This is a genomic window from Nonomuraea sp. NPDC003804, assembly GCF_040610675.1.
In the GTDB taxonomy this organism is placed as follows: Bacteria; Actinomycetota; Actinomycetes; order Streptosporangiales; family Streptosporangiaceae; genus Nonomuraea.
The window spans coordinates 141,184-159,279 of the sequence record NZ_JBEXMT010000013.1 but is presented as its reverse complement, the minus strand read 5'-3'; the positions used below and the strand labels follow the sequence as shown (position 1 = coordinate 159,279).

Here is an 18,096-nt window from a genome sequence, read left to right as displayed (position 1 = left end):
CGCATGTCCGAGACCTTCGCCACGCGGATCGCGCAGCTGTCCCCCGAGCGCCGCAGGCTCCTCCTCGAACGGCTGGCGCGCGGGTCCGAGCCGCTGCGCGCGCCGCGTGACGGCACGCCGCTGCCGCTGTCGTTCGCCCAGGAGCGGCTGTGGTTCCTGTGGCGGATGGCCCCGGACAGCCCCGCCTACAACGCCCCGGCGGCGGTACGGCTCCGCGGCCCGCTGGAGGTGGATGCGCTCGCCGGGGCGCTGAGCGGGGTGGTGGCCAGGCACGAGGTGCTGCGCACCCGCTACGCCGCGGAGGGCGGGGCGCCCGCCCAGGTCGTGGACCCGCCCACGCCCGTCGAGCTGCCGGTGATCCACGCCGCGGAGGGCGAGCTGCGCGGACTGGTCGACCGTGAGTGCGCGCTGCCCTTCGACCTGGAGGACGGCCCGGTACTGCGCGCCCGGCTGTTCCGCCTGGCCGCCGACGACCATGTCCTGCTGCTGGTCATCCACCACATCGCCTGCGACGGCTGGTCCCTGCCCATCCTGTGGCGGGAGCTGGCCGCCCTCTACCAGGGCGAGTCCCTTCCCGACCTGGAGATCCAGTACGCCGACCACGCCCACCGCCAGCGGCACGCCGCCGCCCACGCCGACACCACCCAGGCAGGCACCGCCCAGGCAGGCACCGCCCAGGATGACGGCGGCACCGGCACCGGCCCTGACCGTGACACTGACGACGGCCTGGGCTACTGGACCGCCCAGCTGGCCGGCCTGGAGACGCTCGAACTGCCCGCCGACCGGCCCCGGCCGCAGGAGCCCGGGCACCAGGGCCACCACGTGCCGCTGCGCGTGCCGGAGGAGACGGCGCGCACGCTGCGCGCGCTGGCCCGCGACAGCGGCGCGACCGTCTTCATGGTGCTGCTGACCGCCGTCCAGGCGCTGCTGTCCCGCCTGACCGGCCAGCACGACATCGCCGTCGGCACCCCCACGGCCGGCCGCGACCGCCCCGACACCGCCCCGCTCATCGGCTTCTTCGTCAACACCCTCGTGCTGCGCGCCGGCACCGGCGACAACCCCACCTTCCGCGACCTGCTGCGCCGGAACCGGGCCACCGTGCTGGACGCCTTCGCCCACCAGCACACCCCCTTCGAGCGCGTCGTCGAGCGGCTCAACCCGGTGCGCGGTCCCGGCAGGAACCCGTTGTTCAACGTCATGTTCACCGGCGACAGCGACGCGGCCACCTCGAGGCTGGAGCTGGGCGGGCTCGCCGCGCAGCCGTACCCCTGCGACGCCGGCGGGGCGCTGTTCGACCTGACCTTCAGCCTGCACGACGGCTTCGCGGGTGCCCTGGAGTACGACGCCGGACTGTTCGACCTGGGCACCGTCGAGCGCATGGCCGACCAGCTGAACGGGCTGCTGCGCCAGGCGGCGGCCGACCCGGACCGGCCGATCGCCGACTACGACCTGGTCACCGACGCCGAGCGGCGGCAGCTGGCGCGCTGGAACGCGACCCGGCTCGCCCGCAACGCCAGGTCCAGCGTCGAGGAGCAGTTCGAGGCCTGCGCCGACGCGGCCCCCGGCGACCTGGCGCTGGTGTGCGGGGCCGAGCGGCTCACCTACGGCCAGGTGGAGCGGCGGGCCAACCGGCTGGCCCACCTGATCCGCGAGCTCGGCGCGGGAACCGAGGACGTGGTGGCGATCTGCGTGGGGCGCGGCCCGGACTCGGTGATCGCCCCGCTGGCCGCCCTGAAGGCGGGGGCGGCGTTCTTCCCCGTCGACGCCGACCAGCCGCCGGCGCGGCTGGCCGCGATGCTGGCCGGTACGGCACCGGCGGTCGTGCTGGCGGACCCGGGTTTCGCCGGGGAGATCCCCGACGGCCCCTGGCGGGTGGCCGACATCGGCGGCGACCTCGGCGCGCTGCCCGACCACCGGCCCGCACGCGACGTCCCAGGCTCCGCCCTGGCCTACGTCATCCACACCTCCGGCTCCACCGGCACGCCCAAGGGCGTCATGGTCACCAGGGGCGGTTTGGCCAACCTGCGCGCCGACTGGGCCGCGCGCAGGTACCGCGCCCGCAGGTGGCTGACCGTGGCCAGCCCCTCCTTCGACGTCTTCCTCGGCGACGTGGTGCGCAGCCTGACGTTCGGCGGGAGCCTGGTGATCGCGCCGCGCACCCTGGCTCTGGCTCCCGGCGAGCTGGCCGACGCGCTCGTGGCCGAGCGGATCGACGCCTTCGACAGCATTCCGGCCGTGCTGCACGCGCTGGCCCAGCACGTGGCCGGCAGCGGACGGCGGCTGCCTGACCTGCGCCTGCTCGTCTCGGGCGGCGACGCCCTGTCCGTGGCCGACTGCGAGGCGATCATGGCGGCCCTCGGCTCCGAGGTGCGCGTGCTCAACGCCTGGGGCGCCACCGAGACGACCATCGACAGCACCATCCACGAGGTGCGCAGGGGCGCGCGGACGGTCTCGGGCATCGTGCCCGTCGGCGCCCCGGCCGCCAACACCGGTATCCACGTCCTGGACGAGCAGGGCCGGCAGGTGCCGATCGGCGTCGTGGGCGAGCTCCACGTCGGTGGCGAGGGCCTGGCGCGCGGCTACATCGGCCGGCCCGCGCAGACCGCGGCCCGCTTCGTGCCCGACCCGTTCGCCGCCGCGCCGGGTGCCCGCCTCTACCGCACCGGCGACCTGGGCCGCTGGTTGCCCGACGGCACCATCGAGTTCCTCGGCCGCGACGACGACCAGGTGAAGATCCGCGGACACCGCGTCGAGCCGGGCGAGGTGCAGGCCGTCCTGCGCGAGCATCCGGCGGTCGCCGACTGCCACGTGCTGGCCTGGCCCGACGGGCCTGGCAACCACCGGCTGGTCGGCTACGTGGTGCTGACGGGGGAGACCGGCCACGGCGAGCTGCGGGAGTTCTGCAACCAGCGCCTGCCCCGCGCGATGTGGCTGTCGGGGATCGTCGAGGTGGACGCGCTGCCCCGCACCCTGAGCGGGAAGGTCGACCGGGCCCGGCTGCCGCAGCCCGGTCCCGCCGTCTCCCGTGCCCGCCACGAGCCGCCGCGCACCGAGCTGGAGCGCACCGTCGCCGCCGTCTGGCGGCGGGTGCTCCAGGTGCCGGACGAGGTGGGCGCGCACGACGACTTCTTCGACCTCGGCGGGCACTCGATGCTGGCCACCCGCCTGCTCTTCGCGCTCAAGGAGGAGCTCGGCGTCGACCTGCCGGTCACCGCGATCTTCGAGGCGCCGACCGTGGCGGCGCTGGCCGCCCGTGTCGAGACCGCCCGGCCCGCCGCGCCGCCGGTCCTGCGCGCGCCGCGCGAGGGGGCCCTGCCCCTGTCCTTCGCCCAGGAGCGGCTGTGGTTCCTGTGGAAGCTGGCTCCCGCCAGCCCCGCGTACAACATGCCGGTGTCCGTACGGCTGCGCGGCCCGCTCGACGTCGAGGCGCTGGCCGGGGCGCTCAGCGGGGTGGTGGCCCGGCACGAGGTGCTGCGCACCCGTTACGTGGAGGTCGACGGCGTCCCCGCGCAGGTGGTCGATCCGCCCGCCCCGGTGGAGCTCGGGGAGGGGCTGGAGGGCGCCTGGGAGGAGCCCTTCGACCTGGAGAGCGGGCCGGTCCTGCGGGCGCGGCTGCACCGCGTGGCCGCCGACGACCACGTCCTGCTCCTGGTCTTCCACCACATCGCCTGCGACGGCTGGTCCCTGCCCGTCCTGTGGTCGGAGCTGGCCGCCCTCTACCAGGGCCGGACGCTTCCCGCCCTGGAGATCCAGTACGCCGACCACGCCTTCCACCAGCGCCGCCACGACTCCGCGGACGGCCTGGCCTACTGGACCGACCGGCTGGCCGGCCTGGAGACGCTCGAGCTGCCCACCGACCGGCCCCGGCCCCACTCCCCCACCCTGCGGGGCGACCACGTGCCGCTGCGCCTGCCGGCCGACGGCGTCCGGCGGCTGGCCCGCGAGCACGGCGCGACCGTCTACATGGTGCTGCTGACCGCCGTCCAGATCCTGCTCGCCCGCCTGACCGGCCGGCACGACATCGCCGTCGGCACCCCCACCACCGGCCGCGACCACCCGGACACCGCGCCCCTGATCGGTTTCTTCGCCAACACCCTCGTGCTGCGCGCCGACACCGGCGGCGACCCCGCCTTCGCCGAACTGCTGCGGCGCACCCGCGCCGCCGTCCTGGAGGCCTTCGCCCACCAGGACACCCCCTTCGAGCGCGTCGTCGAGCGGCTCAACCCGGTGCGCAGCCCCGGCCACAACCCCCTGTTCGACGTGCTGGTGACGTACTCGAAGGAGGAGCCGCGCGACGCGTGGAGCCTCGGCGGGCTGGAGGTCACCCGGCAGGACGCGGACGTTCCCGCCGCCCAGTTCGACCTGACCTTCGCCGTGCACGAGTCGGAGGAGGGGCTGAGTGGCGCGCTGCACTACGCGGCCGACCTGTTCGACCGCTCTACCGCCGAGTCGATGGCCGCGCGGCTGGCCAGGCTGGTCGAGGCGGCCGTCGCCGACCCGGCCATCCGGATCGGCCGCCTGCCGGTGCTCAGCGCCGAGGAGGAGGGGCAGGCCGAGGGTCCGCGCCGCGAGGAGCGGCCGGAGCCGCTGCCCCGGGTCTTCGAGTCGTACGCCGCCCGGACCCCGGATGCTCCCGCGGTGGTCGCCGACGGCCGTACCTGGACCTATGACCAGGTCAACCGCATGGCCAACCGGCTGGCCCACCACCTGCTGGAGCGCGGCGCCGGACCGGAGACCCTCGTCGCGCTGGCCCTGCCCCGCTCGGCCGACCTGATCACCGGCATCCTGGGCGTGCTCAAGGCGGGCGCCGCCTACCTGCCGCTCGACCTGGAGCATCCGGCCGAGAGGCTCGCCGCCACGCTCCGTGACGCCCGGCCGGTGCTGCTCCTCACCACGCGCGAGGCGGCGCTGCCGTACGAGACGGCGGTGATGATGGAGGAGGTGCCCGCCGGGCCCGAGCACGACCCGGGCCTGCCGCTCGCGCCGGACCGGGCGGCCTACGTCATCTACACCTCCGGTTCCACCGGCACGCCCAAGGGTGTCGTCCTGGAGCACCGGGGGCTGGCCAACCTGACGGCCAACCTGGGTGAGCGGCTGGACGGGGCGGGCGGGCCCGCGCACCGGGTGCTCCAGCTGGTCTCGCCCGGTTTCGACGTCATGGTGTCGGAGGTCGCCACGGCGTTCGCCCGTGGCGGCTGCCTGGTGATCGCACCGGCCACGCTCACCGGGGAGGCGCTGGGGGACTTCCTGCGCGAGCAGCGGGTGAGCCTGGCGCACGTGCCCCCCGCGCTGCTGGCCACCGTGCCCCGCCAGCCGCTGCCCGCCCTGCGGGTGCTCGTGGTCGGCGGGGAGGGCTGCCCGCCCGAGCTGATGGCGTGGTGGGCGACCGGGCGCACGATGATCAACGCCTACGGTCCGTCCGAGGTGACGGTGGACGCGACGGCGTGGACCCACGAGCCGGGGCCGGTCATGATCGGCAGGCCCTTGCCGGACATCCAGGTCCACCTGCTGGACGGCGACCTGCGGCCGGTACCGCCGGGCGTGCGCGGCGAGCTGTACATCGGCGGACCCGGCGTCGGCCGCGGCTACCTCGACCGCCCCGCACTCACCGCCCAGCGCTTCATCGCCTGGACCGGCGGCCGCCGCCTCTACCGCACCGGCGACCTGGCCCGCCGCCACCCCGACGGCACCCTCGAATTCCTCGGCCGCGCCGACAACCAGATCAAACTGCGCGGCCACCGCATCGAGCCGGCCGAGATCGAGCACACGCTGAGCCAGGCGCCGGGCGTCGGCCAGGTGGCGGTGATCCTGCGCGACGAGCAGCTCATCGCCTACTTCACCCCGGCCGGCGCCAGCCCCGCGGCCGTGCAGCGCCACGCCCGCACCCACCTGCCCACCCACATGCTGCCGGCCGCCTACCTGCCGCTGCCCGCGCTGCCGCTGACCCCGAACGGCAAGCTGGACCGCCGCGCGCTGCCCGAGCCCCCGGCCACCCGGCACCGGCCGCCCCGCACCCCGCGCGAGCAGACGCTGCTGCGGCTGTTCAACGACACGCTCAACGCCACCCACCTGGGCATCGACGACAACTTCTTCGCCAACGGCGGCCACTCCATCCTGGCCACCCGGCTGATCAGCCGCATCCGCACCGCCCTGGACGCCACCCTCACCATCCGCGACCTGTTCGACCACCCGACCGTGGCGGGCCTGGCGGAGGTCCTGCGCGGCGACGCCAGGCCGGCGCTGCGGCCGATGCCCAGGCCGGAACGGCTGCCGCTGTCGTTCACCCAGCGCCGCCTGTGGTTCCTCAACCGGCTGGAGGACGCCGGCGACCACGCCCAGAACACGCTGGTCTGCCTCAGGCTGCGCGGCCCGCTGGCGGTGCCCGCGCTGGCCGCCGCCCTGTCCGACGTGGTGGCCAGGCACGAGCCGCTGCGCACGGTCTTCCCCGAGGACGAGGCGGGCCCCTACCAGCACGTGCTGCCGCCCGCTCCGGTGCGCCTGACGCCGGTGGACACCACCGAGCGGGAGCTGCCGGAGCTGCTCACCGCGACCACCGCGCAAGGTTTCGACCTGACGCGGGAGGCGCCGGTGCGGATGCGGCTGTTCAGGCTTGGCGCCCGCGAGCACGTCCTGCTGCTGGTGGTCCACCACATCGCCTGCGACGGCTGGTCCATGGCGCCGCTCTCGCGCGACCTGGCCGAGGCCTACCGCGCCCGGCTCGACGGCGGGTCGCCCGGGTGGAGCCCGCTGCCCGTCCAGTACGCCGACTACGCCCTGTGGCAGGAGCCGGGCGACGAGCAGCTGGAGTTCTGGCGTGCCGGCCTGGCCGGCCTGCCCGACCAGCTCGACCTGCCCACCGACCGGCCGCGCCCGGCGATCGCCAGCTACCGCGGCGACACGGTGCCCTTCACGATCCCGCCCGAGCTGCACGAGCGCATGCTGGAGGTGGCCCAGTCGGGCAACCTCAGCCTGTTCATGGTGGTGCAGGCGGCCCTGGCCGCCCTGCTGACCCGGCTGGGCGCGGGCGAGGACGTCCCGATCGGCACCGCGGTGGCCGGCCGGGGCGACGAGGCGCTGGACGACCTGGTCGGCTGCTTCATCAACACCGTCGTGCTGCGGACCGACACCTCGGGCGACCCGAGCTTCCACGAGCTGCTCGAGCGCGTCAGGGAGGGCAACCTGGCCGCCTACGAGCACCAGGACGTGCCCTTCGAGCGGGTCGTGGAGGCGGTCAACCCCACCCGGTCGCTGGCCCGCTTCCCGCTCTTCCAGGTGCTCCTGGTCTTCCAGAACAACGCCCCGGCCGAGCTCGCCTTCGCCGGCCTGGACATCGCCCACGAGCCGGTACGGCACGGCACCGCGGACTACGACCTGACCCTCGACGTGATCGAGAACTACGGCCCCTGCGGACAGCCGGAGGGCATGGCCGCCTACCTCGAGTACGCGGTGGACCTGTTCGACCGGGCCACGGCCGAGGCGCTGGCCGAGCGGCTGCTGCGGCTGCTGGAGGCCGCCGTGGCCGACCCGGACGCCCCGATCGGCGAGCTGCCCGTGCTCAGCGCCGAGGAGACCCGCCAGGCGGTGGCCCACTCCCACGGCCCCCGCGTCGAAGCGCCACCGCAGACCCTGCCGACCTTCTTCGAACAGCAGGCCGCCCGCACCCCGGACGCCGTGGCGGTGGTGGCCGAGGGGCGCAGCTGGACCTTCGACGAGGTGAACCGTACGGCCAACCGGCTGGCCCACCACCTCAGGGCACAAGGAGCCGGACCGGAGACGCTCATCGCGCTGGCCCTCCCCCGCTCCGTCCACATGATCACGGCCATCCTGGGCGTGCACAAGGCGGGCGCCGCCTACCTGCCGCTCGACCTGGAACACCCCGAGGAGCGGCTCGCCTACACCCTCCAGGACGCCCGGCCGCTCCTCCTGCTCACCACCCGCGGCACGGCGCTGCCGTACGAGCGGACCCTGGCGATGGAGGACGTGCCGGACGGGCCCGACCACGACCCCGGCACCCCGCCGCTGCCCCGGCACGCCGCCTACGTCATCTACACCTCCGGCTCCACCGGCCGGCCCAAGGGCGTGGTGCTCGAACACGGCGGTCTGGCCCACCTGTTCCACGCGCACCGGCACGGGCTGTTCACCGCGGCGAAGGGCGAGCGGCTGCGCATCGCCTTCGTGGTGCCGCTGACCTTCGACACCTCGTGGGACTCGATCCTGTGGCTGGTCGACGGGCACGAGCTGCACGTCATCGACGACGTGACGCGGCGCACGCCCGAGGACCTGGTCGACTACATCGACCGGCACCGGATCGGCTTCGTGGACCTCACCCCGGTCTTCATGGAGCAGCTGGTCGCCGCCGGGCTGTTCGCGCCGGGGCGGCACCATCCGAAGGCGCTGATGGTGGGCGGGGAGGCGGTCTCGGCCGGATTGTGGCGGGCGATGCGGCAGGCGACCGACACCGACAGCTACAACTACTACGGCCAGACCGAGTGCACCAACGACAGCACCGGCTACCGGGTGCGTGACGGCGAGGTGCCGCTGATCGGCCGCCCGCTGGTCAACACCGAGGTCCACCTGCTGGACGGCAACCTGCGGCCGGTACCGCCGGGCGTGCGCGGCGAACTGTACATCGGCGGACCCGGCGTCGGCCGAGGCTACCTCGACCGCCCCGCACTCACCGCCCAGCGCTTCATCGCCTGGACCGGCGGCCGCCGCCTCTACCGCACCGGCGACCTGGCCCGCCGCCACCCCGACGGCACCCTCGAATTCCTCGGCCGCGCCGACAACCAGATCAAACTGCGCGGCCACCGCATCGAGCTCGCCGAGATCGAGACCGTCCTGGGCGGCGCCCCGGGGATCGCGCAGGCCGCGGTCATCGTCCGCGACGACCAGCTCGTCGCCTACCTCACGCCGGAGAGCGCCGACCCGGCGGCCGTCCACCAGCACGCCCTGGCCCACCTGCCGACGCACATGCTTCCCGCGGCCTACCTGCCGCTGCGCGCGCTGCCGCTGAACCCCAACGGCAAGCTGGACCGCCGCGCGCTGCCGGAACCTCCTCGCGCGCGGCACCGCTCGCCGCGCACGCCGAGGGAGAACACGCTGCTGGAGCTCTTCTCCGACGTGCTCGAAGCCCCAGGGCTCGGCATCGACGACAACTTCTTCGCCAACGGCGGCCACTCCATCCTGGCCACCCGGCTGATCAGCCGCATCCGCGGCACGCTCGGGGTCAGGCTGACCATCCGCGACCTGTTCGCCGCGCCCACGGTCGCCGAGCTCATCGAGCGGCTCGACGGCAGCGGCGGCGCGGACGCCTTCGACATGCTGCTGCCGCTGCGGCCCGCCGGCGACCTGCCGCCGCTGTTCTGCGTCCACCCGGTCGGCGGGGTGAGCTGGTGCTACAGCAGCCTGCTGCCGCACCTGGAGCCCGACCGGCCGGTCTACGGGCTGCAGTCCACCGGGCCCGGCCGGGCCGGATCGGTGGCCGAGATGGCCGAGCAGTACCTGGAGCTGGTCCGCAAGGTGCAGCCGGAGGGCCCCTACCACCTGCTCGGGTGGTCCTTCGGCGGCCTGGTGGCCCACGCCATGGCCGAGCGGCTGGAGAGCGAGCGGGAAGGTCAGGTGGCCCTGCTCGCGCTGCTCGACAGCTACCCGGCCTTCTCCGGCGCGGAACGGCCGGGCATCGAGGACCCGGCCGAGGCCCGCGAGCTGCTGATGGACTCCGTCGGCTACGCGGCCGAGCTGGACGAGGAGCTCGTGGCCACGATGACCGAGACCGTCCTGCACAACTCCAGGCTGCTGGACGCGCACCGCCCCGGACGCGTCGGCGGCGACGCGGTGCTCTTCGTCGCCACGCGGAGCTGGGCTCCGGGGGTGTCCGCCGCCGGGATCTGGCGGCCGCACGTGGCCGGCCGCCTGGACGTCCACGAGATCGACTGCGACCACGAGGCGATGACCAGGGCCGACGCCATGGCCTATATCGGACCGATCGTCGCCGCACACTGCAGGGAGGCGTGAGCCCATGTTCAAAGTCGTCGTCAACCACGAGGAGCAGTACTCGATCTGGCCCGCCGGCCGGGACAACCCCGCCGGCTGGACGGACGAGGGTTTCGCGGGCGATCGGGAGCAGTGCCTCGCCCACGTCGCCACCATCTGGACCGACATGCGGCCGCTCAGCCTGAGAGGACAGTAGCGATGATCAACAGCGTGGTGATCGTGGGCGGCGGCACGGCCGGATGGATGACCGCCACCTACCTCAAGGCCGCCTTCGGGGACCGGGTCTCGGTCACCCTGGTCGAGTCGCCGCGGATCCCGACGATCGGCGTGGGCGAGGCCACCTTCAGCACCGTCCGGCACTTCTTCGACTACCTCGGGCTGGACGAGCGGGACTGGATGCCGCAGTGCGCCGCCTCCTACAAGCTGGCCATCAGGTTCCAGAACTGGCGCGGTGACGGCACCCACTTCTACCACCCGTTCGAGCGGCTGCGCGTGAGCGACGGGTTCACCCTGGCCGACTGGCACCTGCGGCTCAACGGCGCCGAGCCGTTCGACCGGCACTGCTACATCACCCCGTGGCTCTGCGAGGCCAGGCGCTCGCCCCGCATGCGCGACGGCAGCCTGTTCGCCTCCGGTCTGGACGGCACGCTCGGCCGCTCCACCCTCGACGAGCAGCGCGCGCAGTTCCCCTACGCCTACCACTTCGACGCCGCCCAGCTGGCCGGGTTCCTGACCGGCCTGGGGGTACGGCAGGGCGTCCGCCACGTGCTCGACGACGTCACCGGCGTCGGGCAGGACGAGCGGGGCTGGATCAGCCACGTCGCCACCAGGCAGCACGGCCGGCTGACCGGTGACCTGTACATCGACTGCACCGGCTTCCGCGGCCTGCTCATCAACGAGACGCTGGGCGAGCCGTTCCGCCCCTTCCTGGACGTGCTGCCGAACAACCGCGCGGTCGCCCTGCGGGTGCCTCGCGAGGAGCAGGAGCTGATCAACCCCTACACCACGGCGACCGCGATGGACGCCGGCTGGATCTGGACCATCCCGCTCTACGGCCGCAACGGCACCGGCTACGTCTACTCCGACGAGTTCTGCACCCCCGAGGAGGCCGAGCGCACGCTGCGCGCCTTCGCCGCGCCCGGCCGCGACGACCTGGAGGCCAACCACATCCGCATGCGGATCGGCCGCAACCACCGCTCCTGGGTGGCCAACTGCGTGGCCATCGGCCTGTCCAGCGGCTTCGTCGAGCCCCTGGAGTCCACCGGGATCTTCTTCATCCAGCACGGCATCGAGCAGCTGGTCAAGCACTTCCCCGACGAGCGCTGGGACCCGCTGCTGAGCAAGGGCTACAACGACAAGGTGGCCCGGGTGATCGACGGGGTCAAGGAGTTCCTGGTCCTGCACTACCGGGCCGGCGCCCGCGCCGACACGCCGTACTGGCAGGAGACCAAGCGCCGCAAGATCCCCGAGAGCCTGTCGGACCTGCTGGAGCTGGCTGCCGGACGGCTGCCGGACGAGAGCGCCGTCTACCCGTACTACCACGGCTTCGAGCTGTACTCGTGGATCACCATGCTGCTCGGGCTCGGGCACGCACCGCTCCGCCCGCGTCCGGCGCTCCACCACATCGATCCGGCGCGGGCGCGGGCCGAGTTCGCCGGGGTCCGCGCCGCCGCCGAGCGCATGGTGGCCGCCCTGCCAACCGCGCACGAATACCTGACGAGCCTGCGATGACCACCGCCCTGGTGGAGTCCTGCCGCATGTTCATGAGCGCCTACCCGACGGGGGTGGCGGTGGTCACCGCCATCAGCCCGGAGGGCGAGCCCTGCGGCCTGACCTGCTCGTCGCTCATCAGCGTCACGCTCAGCCCACCCACGTTCCTGGTCAGCATGAACATCCACAGCCGGACGCTGGCCGCCGCCCTCGGCTCCGGCGGCTTCGGCGTGAACCTCCTGCCCGCCCGGGCCCGCCCCGTCGCCGAACTGTTCTCCTCCCTCACCGCCGACCGTTTCTCCTCCGTCCAGTGGTCACCCTACGGACGGCTGGGCCTGCCCCGGCTCGAGGAGGACCTGCACGGCTGGGCCGAATGCCTGGTCGAGCAGGTCTGGACGGTCACCGACCACGCTCTGGTGCTCGGCCGGGTGACCGAGATCCACAGCGCCCCCGAAACTCCCCTCCTCTACGGCTTCCGCCAGTACTCCGTCTGGCGAACGGAAGGCGAAAGGACTCTCAGTGCTTGACGTTGCCCTGGTCAACATGCCGTTCGCGGATCGGCGACGGCCCTCCTTCGCCCTCAGTCAGCTCGGCGCGCTGGTCCGCCGCGACTTCGGCGCCGAGATCGACGTGCGCGTGTGCTACCTCAACCACGACTTCGTGCGCTTCTTCGGCACCGAGCTCTACGACGCCATCGCCGAAGGCATGGAGCAGCACGTGGCCGGCATCGGCGACTGGCTCTTCCGCCAGGTCGCCTTCCCCGAGGAGCCCGACAACGGCGAGCAGTACTTCGCCCGCTACTTCGCCGGCCCCGACCGCGCCCCCTTCCGCGCGGAGCTGCTGCGCCGCCGGGACCGGCTGGGCGAGTTCTGCGCCTTCCTGGCCGACAAGTACCGCCTGGCCGAGGCCGACCTGGTCGGTTTCAGCTCGATGTTCATGCAGACCGTGCCCAGCCTGGCGATGGCCAGGATCGTCAAGGACCGCGCCCCGGACACCGTCACCGTCATGGGCGGCGCCAACTGCGAGGCCCCGATGGGCGCGGCCCTGGTCGAGCACGCCACGCAGCTCGACTTCGTCTTCTCAGGCCCGGCGCTGAACACCTTCCCCCGCTTCCTGCGCGCGATGCTCGACGGCGAGCTGCCGGCGGCGCACACGATCCTCGGCGTCGTCTCCCGCGACAACTGCCACGAGGAGCGCTACCGCCGCGCCATCGGGGCCGACACCGACATCGACGACAGCGTCGAGCCCGACTACGCCTCCTTCGCCACGTCCTTCGACGAGCTCACCGCCGCGGTCGAGGACAAGGTGGAGCCCATCCTCTTCTTCGAGACCTCCCGCGGCTGCTGGTGGGGCGAGCGCTCGCACTGCACGTTCTGCGGTCTCAACGGCCAGGGCATGGCCTACCGGGCCATGTCGCCGGACAAGGCGGTCGCCCAGTTCGAGCGCCTGTTCTCCTACGCGCCCTGGTGCACCGTCTACTCCTGCACCGACAACATCATGCCCCTGGAGTACCTCACCGAGGTCCTGCCCAAGATCCAGCCCCCGCCGCAGGCCTCGATCTTCTACGAGGTCAAGGTGGGCCTCGACCAGCAGGACATGGCCGAGATGGCCAGGGCCGGCGTCAACCGCATCCAGCCCGGCATCGAGGCCCTGTCCACCGGCACGCTCAAGCTGATGAAGAAGGGCTCCTCCTCCTTCCAGAACATCCAGCTGCTCAAGAACTGCGTGCGCTACGGCATCTCGCCCGCCTGGAACCTGCTCATCGGCTTCCCCGGCGAGCCCGAGTCGACCTTCGCCAAGTACGTGGACGACCTGCCGCTCCTGACCCACCTGCCGCCGCCCGAGGGCGTCTTCCCTGTGCGGTTCGACCGCTACAGCCCCTACTTCAACAACGCCGCCGAGTTCGGGCTCGACCTGCATCCGGTGGACCACTACCGGCTGACCTACCCCTTCCCCGAGGAGTCGCTGCGGCGGCTCGCCTACTACTTCACCGACCGGGCGGTCTCGCCGTACATGATCGGGGTCGCCCGCTGGATCCGGCCGCTCAGCGCGGCCGTGGGCGCCTGGCTCGGTTCGTGGGAGGGGACGCCGCCGGAGCTGCGCATGGAGCGGGACGACGACGGCGCGTGGGTCGTCCACGACTCCCGGTCCGGCTCGCCCCTGCGGTACCCGCTCGATCCCGCGGTGGCCGACGTGCTCGTCACGCTGGAGCGCCCGACGCGCCTCGACCGTCTCGCGCCCGAGGCCGCCGAGCACGTGGCCGCGCTGCGGGAGCGGGGGCTGATCTTCGTCGAGGGTGAGCGGGCGATGAGCCTCGTCCTCGTCGAGACCGGGGTCGACCCGCTGCCCCGGCCGCGCCGCTCCCTGGTCAGCTCCCGCCGGAGGCTGCCGGTACTGACCACCACCTGACGGCCGGGTCAGGAGGCGGAGAAGAAGTCCATGATCAGCGAGTTGACCTCGTCGGGCTGCTCCAGGTACCCGTAGTGGCCGCACTTGGCGACCTGCGCGTACCGGCAGCCCGGGATGGCCGTGGCCACCTCCTGGCCCAGGTGGGGCGGGGTGATGAGATCGTCCTCGAAGGCGATGACGAGGCACCGCCCGCTGATCGACCGGTAGGCGTCGAGCCGGTCCGAGATGTTCTCGAGCCGGCTCTGCGCCCGCATCACCGCCTTGGCGGTGGGGAAGACCTCGAACAGGTCGAGCCACTTGCGCGCCTCCCGCTCGTCGTTGAGCGTGTGCGGGGAGAGGCTGAGCACGGCCCGCAGCGCCGCGCCGTAGGCGGCGGGCAGCTCCACGGCGCTGGAGTACAGCTCGGCCTCGGCGGCGCACAGCCGGGCGCGGAAGTGGTCGGGCCGCCCGCGGGTGGCCATGAGCACGGCCTGCGAGACCAGTGCGGGCCGGCCCAGCAGCAGCTCCTGGACCACGTGGGCGCCCATGGACACCCCGACGACCCGGCACCGCCCGCCGCACAGCGTCTCGATCAGCGCGGCCAGGTCGCCGACGAGGTCGTCGGTCTCGGGCATGGGCCCGCCGTCCGGCGCCAGGCCGCGGTTGTCGAAGGTGATCACGCGGTAGCCGGCGGCGAGGAGGGCGGGCACCTGGTGCAGCTGCCAGACGTGGCCGGGGCTGCCGGTGCCCATGACGAGGATGACCGGCTCGCCCGAGCCCTGGTCAGTGTAGGTGATCGTGGTTCCGTTCACTCTGGCGACGGCCATCCGGCTCTCCAATCGAAGCTCTGGCGAGCGCCATCCGCAGCAGCGGAGGCGCCATGAGCGAGGTGGTGACGGCGATCAGGACGATGATCGAGTAGGCGGCCGGGGTGAGGATGCCCAGCCGCAGGCCGACGGTGGCGACGATGACCTCGATCAGGCCGCGGGAGTTGAGCCCGGCGCCGATGGCGAAGGACTCCCAGTGCGACAGCCCGCTGGTGCGGGCACCGACGTAACCGCCCGCGAGCTTGCCCAGGACGGCGATCGCCAGCGCGGCCGCCGCCGCGGCGGCCACCACGGGGTCGGCCAGGGCGGCCGGGTCCAGGTGGAGCCCGGCGAAGGCGAGGAAGACGGGGGCGAGCACGGCGATGACGACCGTGCGGAGGGTGGCCAGGTGCCTGGGGTCGGCTCCGCCCTTGACGCCCACGAGCAGGCCGGCGATGAAGGCCCCGACGACCGGCTCCAGCGCGGCGGCATGGGCGGCCAGCGCGGCGGTGAGGATCATCACCACCACGATCGTCATGGTGGGCGCCTGCTCGCCTCCGCGCAGCACGCGGCGGGCAAGGGGCCGGGCGGCCAGGACCACGGCCAGCAGCACCGCCAGCCAGAGGACGGACAGGCCCAGCGCGCCGACGTCCAGGCCGGTGGCCGCCATCGCACCGACGACCGCGAGCAGCACCCACCCGACGGCGTCCTGGCACGCGCCGGAGGCCAGGATGAGCTGGCCGATGCGGTGGTCGAGCAGCCGCAGGTCGGTCAGGGTGCGGGCGATGACAGGGATGGCGCTGACGCACAGCGCCACGCCGAAGTAGATGGCGAAGACCTCGCGACGGGTGCCCGGCCCGAGCAGCACCTCGGGGGCCGCGAAGCCCGCGGCCACCCCGAGCGCGAGCGGCACCAGCAGCCCCCAGGCGCTGATCCGGGCGAGGGTGCCCGCCTGCCGGCCGAGCGCGGCCAGGTCGAGTTGCGCCGCCGTGAGCCCGACCAGCAGCAGCACGCCGAGCTGGGCGATGGCGTCGATCAGGGCGCCGGAGCCCGGCTTGGGCAGCCACTGCGACCATTCGGGCGCCAGCTGTCCCAGCACCGCCGGGCCGAGCAGGAGTCCCGCCGACAGCTCCCCGACGATGGCCGGCTGTCCGAAGCGGGCGGCCAGCCGGCCCAGCAGCACGGCCAGCAGGAGGATCACGATGAGCTGGAGGAGGAAGAGCGGGACGCCGGCGGGCATGGCGCATCCTGTCTAACCGGGGAATTCATATGCCCGCCCAGCGTAAAAGGGCCCGCCCGGCACCCGGCCGCGCCGGGAATGAATGGCGATTTCTCGCCACAGTCGCGCCGGGCGCTTTTCCGCCCCCACTCGCGGCCCTACGTTCCGTAGCAGCGAGATCCCCATCAGGCGAAGCGAAGGATCCCCGCAGTGAATGCCCTCATACTGCAGGAGCTGAACCAGCATGCACGCCGCCCCGGACTGGCCGACGAATTGTCGGCCGCCCGGCAGAAATTCGCCGCCCACGGCTTCGCGACGGCATCTTTCCTGGTGCCGCCGAGCATCAAGGAGGCGGTGTCGGGCGACGTGCTCTCCCTCATCGAAGAATCCGGCGTGCGGCGCGATCTGCGATTCAAGGAAACCGGCGGCACACCGCGCAGGATGCGCAACGTGACGCGGGCGGAGATCGCGGAGCGCAGCAGCGTGATCCCGGCGTTGTACGAGTCGGAAGCGCTCGTCGGGCTGCTCTCGGAGATCGTGGACGAGCCGGTGCTGGCCTGTCCGTACGAGCCGGAGCAGTACGTCATCACCCGCCTGGAGCACAACGGCGACACCCACGGCTGGCATTGGGACGACTACAGCTTCGCGCTGGTCTGGGTCGTCGAGTGCCCGCCCGCCGAACACGGCGGATTCGTCCAGTGCGTGCCCGGCACAACATGGAACAAGCAGGATCCGGCCATCCATCGCGCGTTTCTCGGCAATCCCACCCTTTCGTTCGAGGTGCGGGCCGGGGACCTGTACGTCATGCGCACGAACACCACCCTGCACCGGGTTTATCCGATCAGCGCCGGGGTGCGCACGATCATCAATATGGGTTACGCCGCCAAGAGCGACCTGGAGACGGTGCTGACGCACGAGACCATGGACACGCTCTGGGCCGATTCCGGAAAAGCGTGAGCGAAATGTCGGCGAAAAAGGAGAATCCCATGAGCGCGGATTTCACGCGCGGCCCGGTTGCGGACCTGTTCTCGTCCTATCTCGTCGCGGTGTCCCTGTCGGCGGCCGCCGAGCTGGGCATCCTGGAGGCGCTGAAGGAGCAGGGCAGCTACTCCTTCGAGACCGCCGAGGCGGACGGGCTCGACCGCGGGGTGGTGCGCCAGCTTCTGGTGACGCTCTCGTGGGCGGAGGTCGTGGAGGTCGCCGACGACAAGGCGGTCACCGGCCCGCTCTTCGAGAGCGCCTACGCCGCGCGCGGCTACTTCTACTGGATGGTCCGGGGCTGCGGCGAGCTGTTCTCCGTGGTGCCGGAGGTCGCCAGGACCGAGGACCGGACCGGCGACTTCTACACCAGGGACATGCGGGCGGTGGCGGTCGGCTCCCGGCTGATCGGCGACACGGAGGTCGAGCCGCACTTCGTCGAGCTCCTGGCGGAACTGGACTACGAGGTCATCGCCGACCTCGGCTGCGGCTCCGGCCAGCGGCTGATGGGCGCCGCCGGTCGCCGGCCAGGGGTGCGCGGGGTGGGCGTGGACATCGCGCCGGCCGCGGTGGAACTGGCCAGGGCGTCGGTGGCGGAGGCCGGTATGGCCGACCGGGTCAGCATCGTCACGGGTGACGTGCGGAACCTGGAGCCCAGGCCGGAGTTCGCCGACGTGGACCTGATCACCTGCGTCTTCCTCGGCCACGACTTCTGGCCCAAGGCCACCTGCGTGGCGGGCCTGCGCAAGCTGCGCACCGCCTTCCCCAACGCGCGGCGGCTGCTGCTGTGCGACGTGGTCAGGAGCGAGACGCTGCCCGGCCCCGACACGCGCATCTTCACCCTCGGCTTCGAGCTCGTGCACGCGCTGATGGGGGTCTACCTGCCCACGCGCGAGGAGTGGCACCAGGCCTTCCGGGAGTCCGGATGGGTGTGCGCCGACGAGCGCCACTTCGCCGCCCCGCCCAGGGGCATCCTGTTCGATCTGCGCCCGGAGGGCTGAC

General features: G+C 72.9%; 9 protein-coding genes. 7 read left to right on the top strand and 2 right to left on the bottom strand.

All coding sequences use genetic code 11. The annotated features are described in order from the left end of the window. The first annotated feature begins 3 nt into the window (after positions 1–3). From ABZX22_RS19790 to ABZX22_RS19770, 5 genes are read left to right on the top strand one after another with little or no spacing between them, the layout of a single operon-like run. On the top strand, positions 4–10,014 hold the full coding sequence (locus ABZX22_RS19790; RefSeq protein WP_354910870.1) for an amino acid adenylation domain-containing protein: 10,011 nt from the start codon (positions 4–6) through the stop codon (positions 10,012–10,014). Positions 10,015–10,018: 4 nt separating this feature from the next. Continuing rightward, a complete protein-coding gene (locus ABZX22_RS19785) occupies positions 10,019–10,189 on the top strand; it encodes an MbtH family protein (protein ID WP_354910868.1) in 171 nt (56 codons plus the stop codon). A gap of 2 nt (positions 10,190–10,191) precedes the next feature. Continuing rightward, positions 10,192–11,724: a tryptophan halogenase family protein gene (locus ABZX22_RS19780; RefSeq protein WP_354910867.1), complete on the top strand. Its 1,533-nt coding sequence runs from the start codon at positions 10,192–10,194 to the stop codon at positions 11,722–11,724. After that, on the top strand, positions 11,721–12,230 hold the full coding sequence (locus ABZX22_RS19775) for a flavin reductase family protein (RefSeq protein WP_354910865.1): 510 nt from the start codon (positions 11,721–11,723) through the stop codon (positions 12,228–12,230). Before ABZX22_RS19780 ends, ABZX22_RS19775 begins: the two co-directional genes overlap by 4 nt. Continuing rightward, positions 12,223–14,112: a RiPP maturation radical SAM C-methyltransferase gene (locus ABZX22_RS19770; protein WP_354910863.1), complete on the top strand. Its 1,890-nt coding sequence runs from the start codon at positions 12,223–12,225 to the stop codon at positions 14,110–14,112. Before ABZX22_RS19775 ends, ABZX22_RS19770 begins: the two co-directional genes overlap by 8 nt. 8 nt (positions 14,113–14,120) lie before the next feature. Here ABZX22_RS19770 and ABZX22_RS19765 read toward each other — a convergent pair whose 3' ends face one another. Beyond that, positions 14,121–14,918, bottom strand: a complete 798-nt coding sequence (locus ABZX22_RS19765) for an alpha/beta hydrolase (protein ID WP_354910860.1) — start codon at positions 14,916–14,918, stop codon at positions 14,121–14,123. Further along, the gene (locus tag ABZX22_RS19760; protein WP_354910858.1) at positions 14,875–16,137 is read right to left on the bottom strand and encodes a cation:proton antiporter; all 1,263 of its coding nucleotides are present in this window, start codon (positions 16,135–16,137) and stop codon (positions 14,875–14,877) included. The genes ABZX22_RS19765 and ABZX22_RS19760 overlap by 44 nt, the downstream gene beginning before the upstream one ends. Before the next feature lie 189 nt (positions 16,138–16,326). On the opposite strand from ABZX22_RS19760, the gene ABZX22_RS19755 reads away from it, so the two are divergent. Both ABZX22_RS19755 and ABZX22_RS19750 read left to right on the top strand, forming a co-directional pair. Further along, complete coding sequence (locus ABZX22_RS19755; protein ID WP_354910855.1) at positions 16,327–17,073, top strand: hypothetical protein; 747 nt, start codon at positions 16,327–16,329, stop codon at positions 17,071–17,073. 29 nt (positions 17,074–17,102) lie between these two features. Then, positions 17,103–18,095, top strand: coding sequence for a methyltransferase domain-containing protein (locus ABZX22_RS19750; protein ID WP_354910852.1), 993 nt, complete (start codon positions 17,103–17,105; stop codon positions 18,093–18,095). Position 18,096 lies beyond the last annotated feature (1 nt).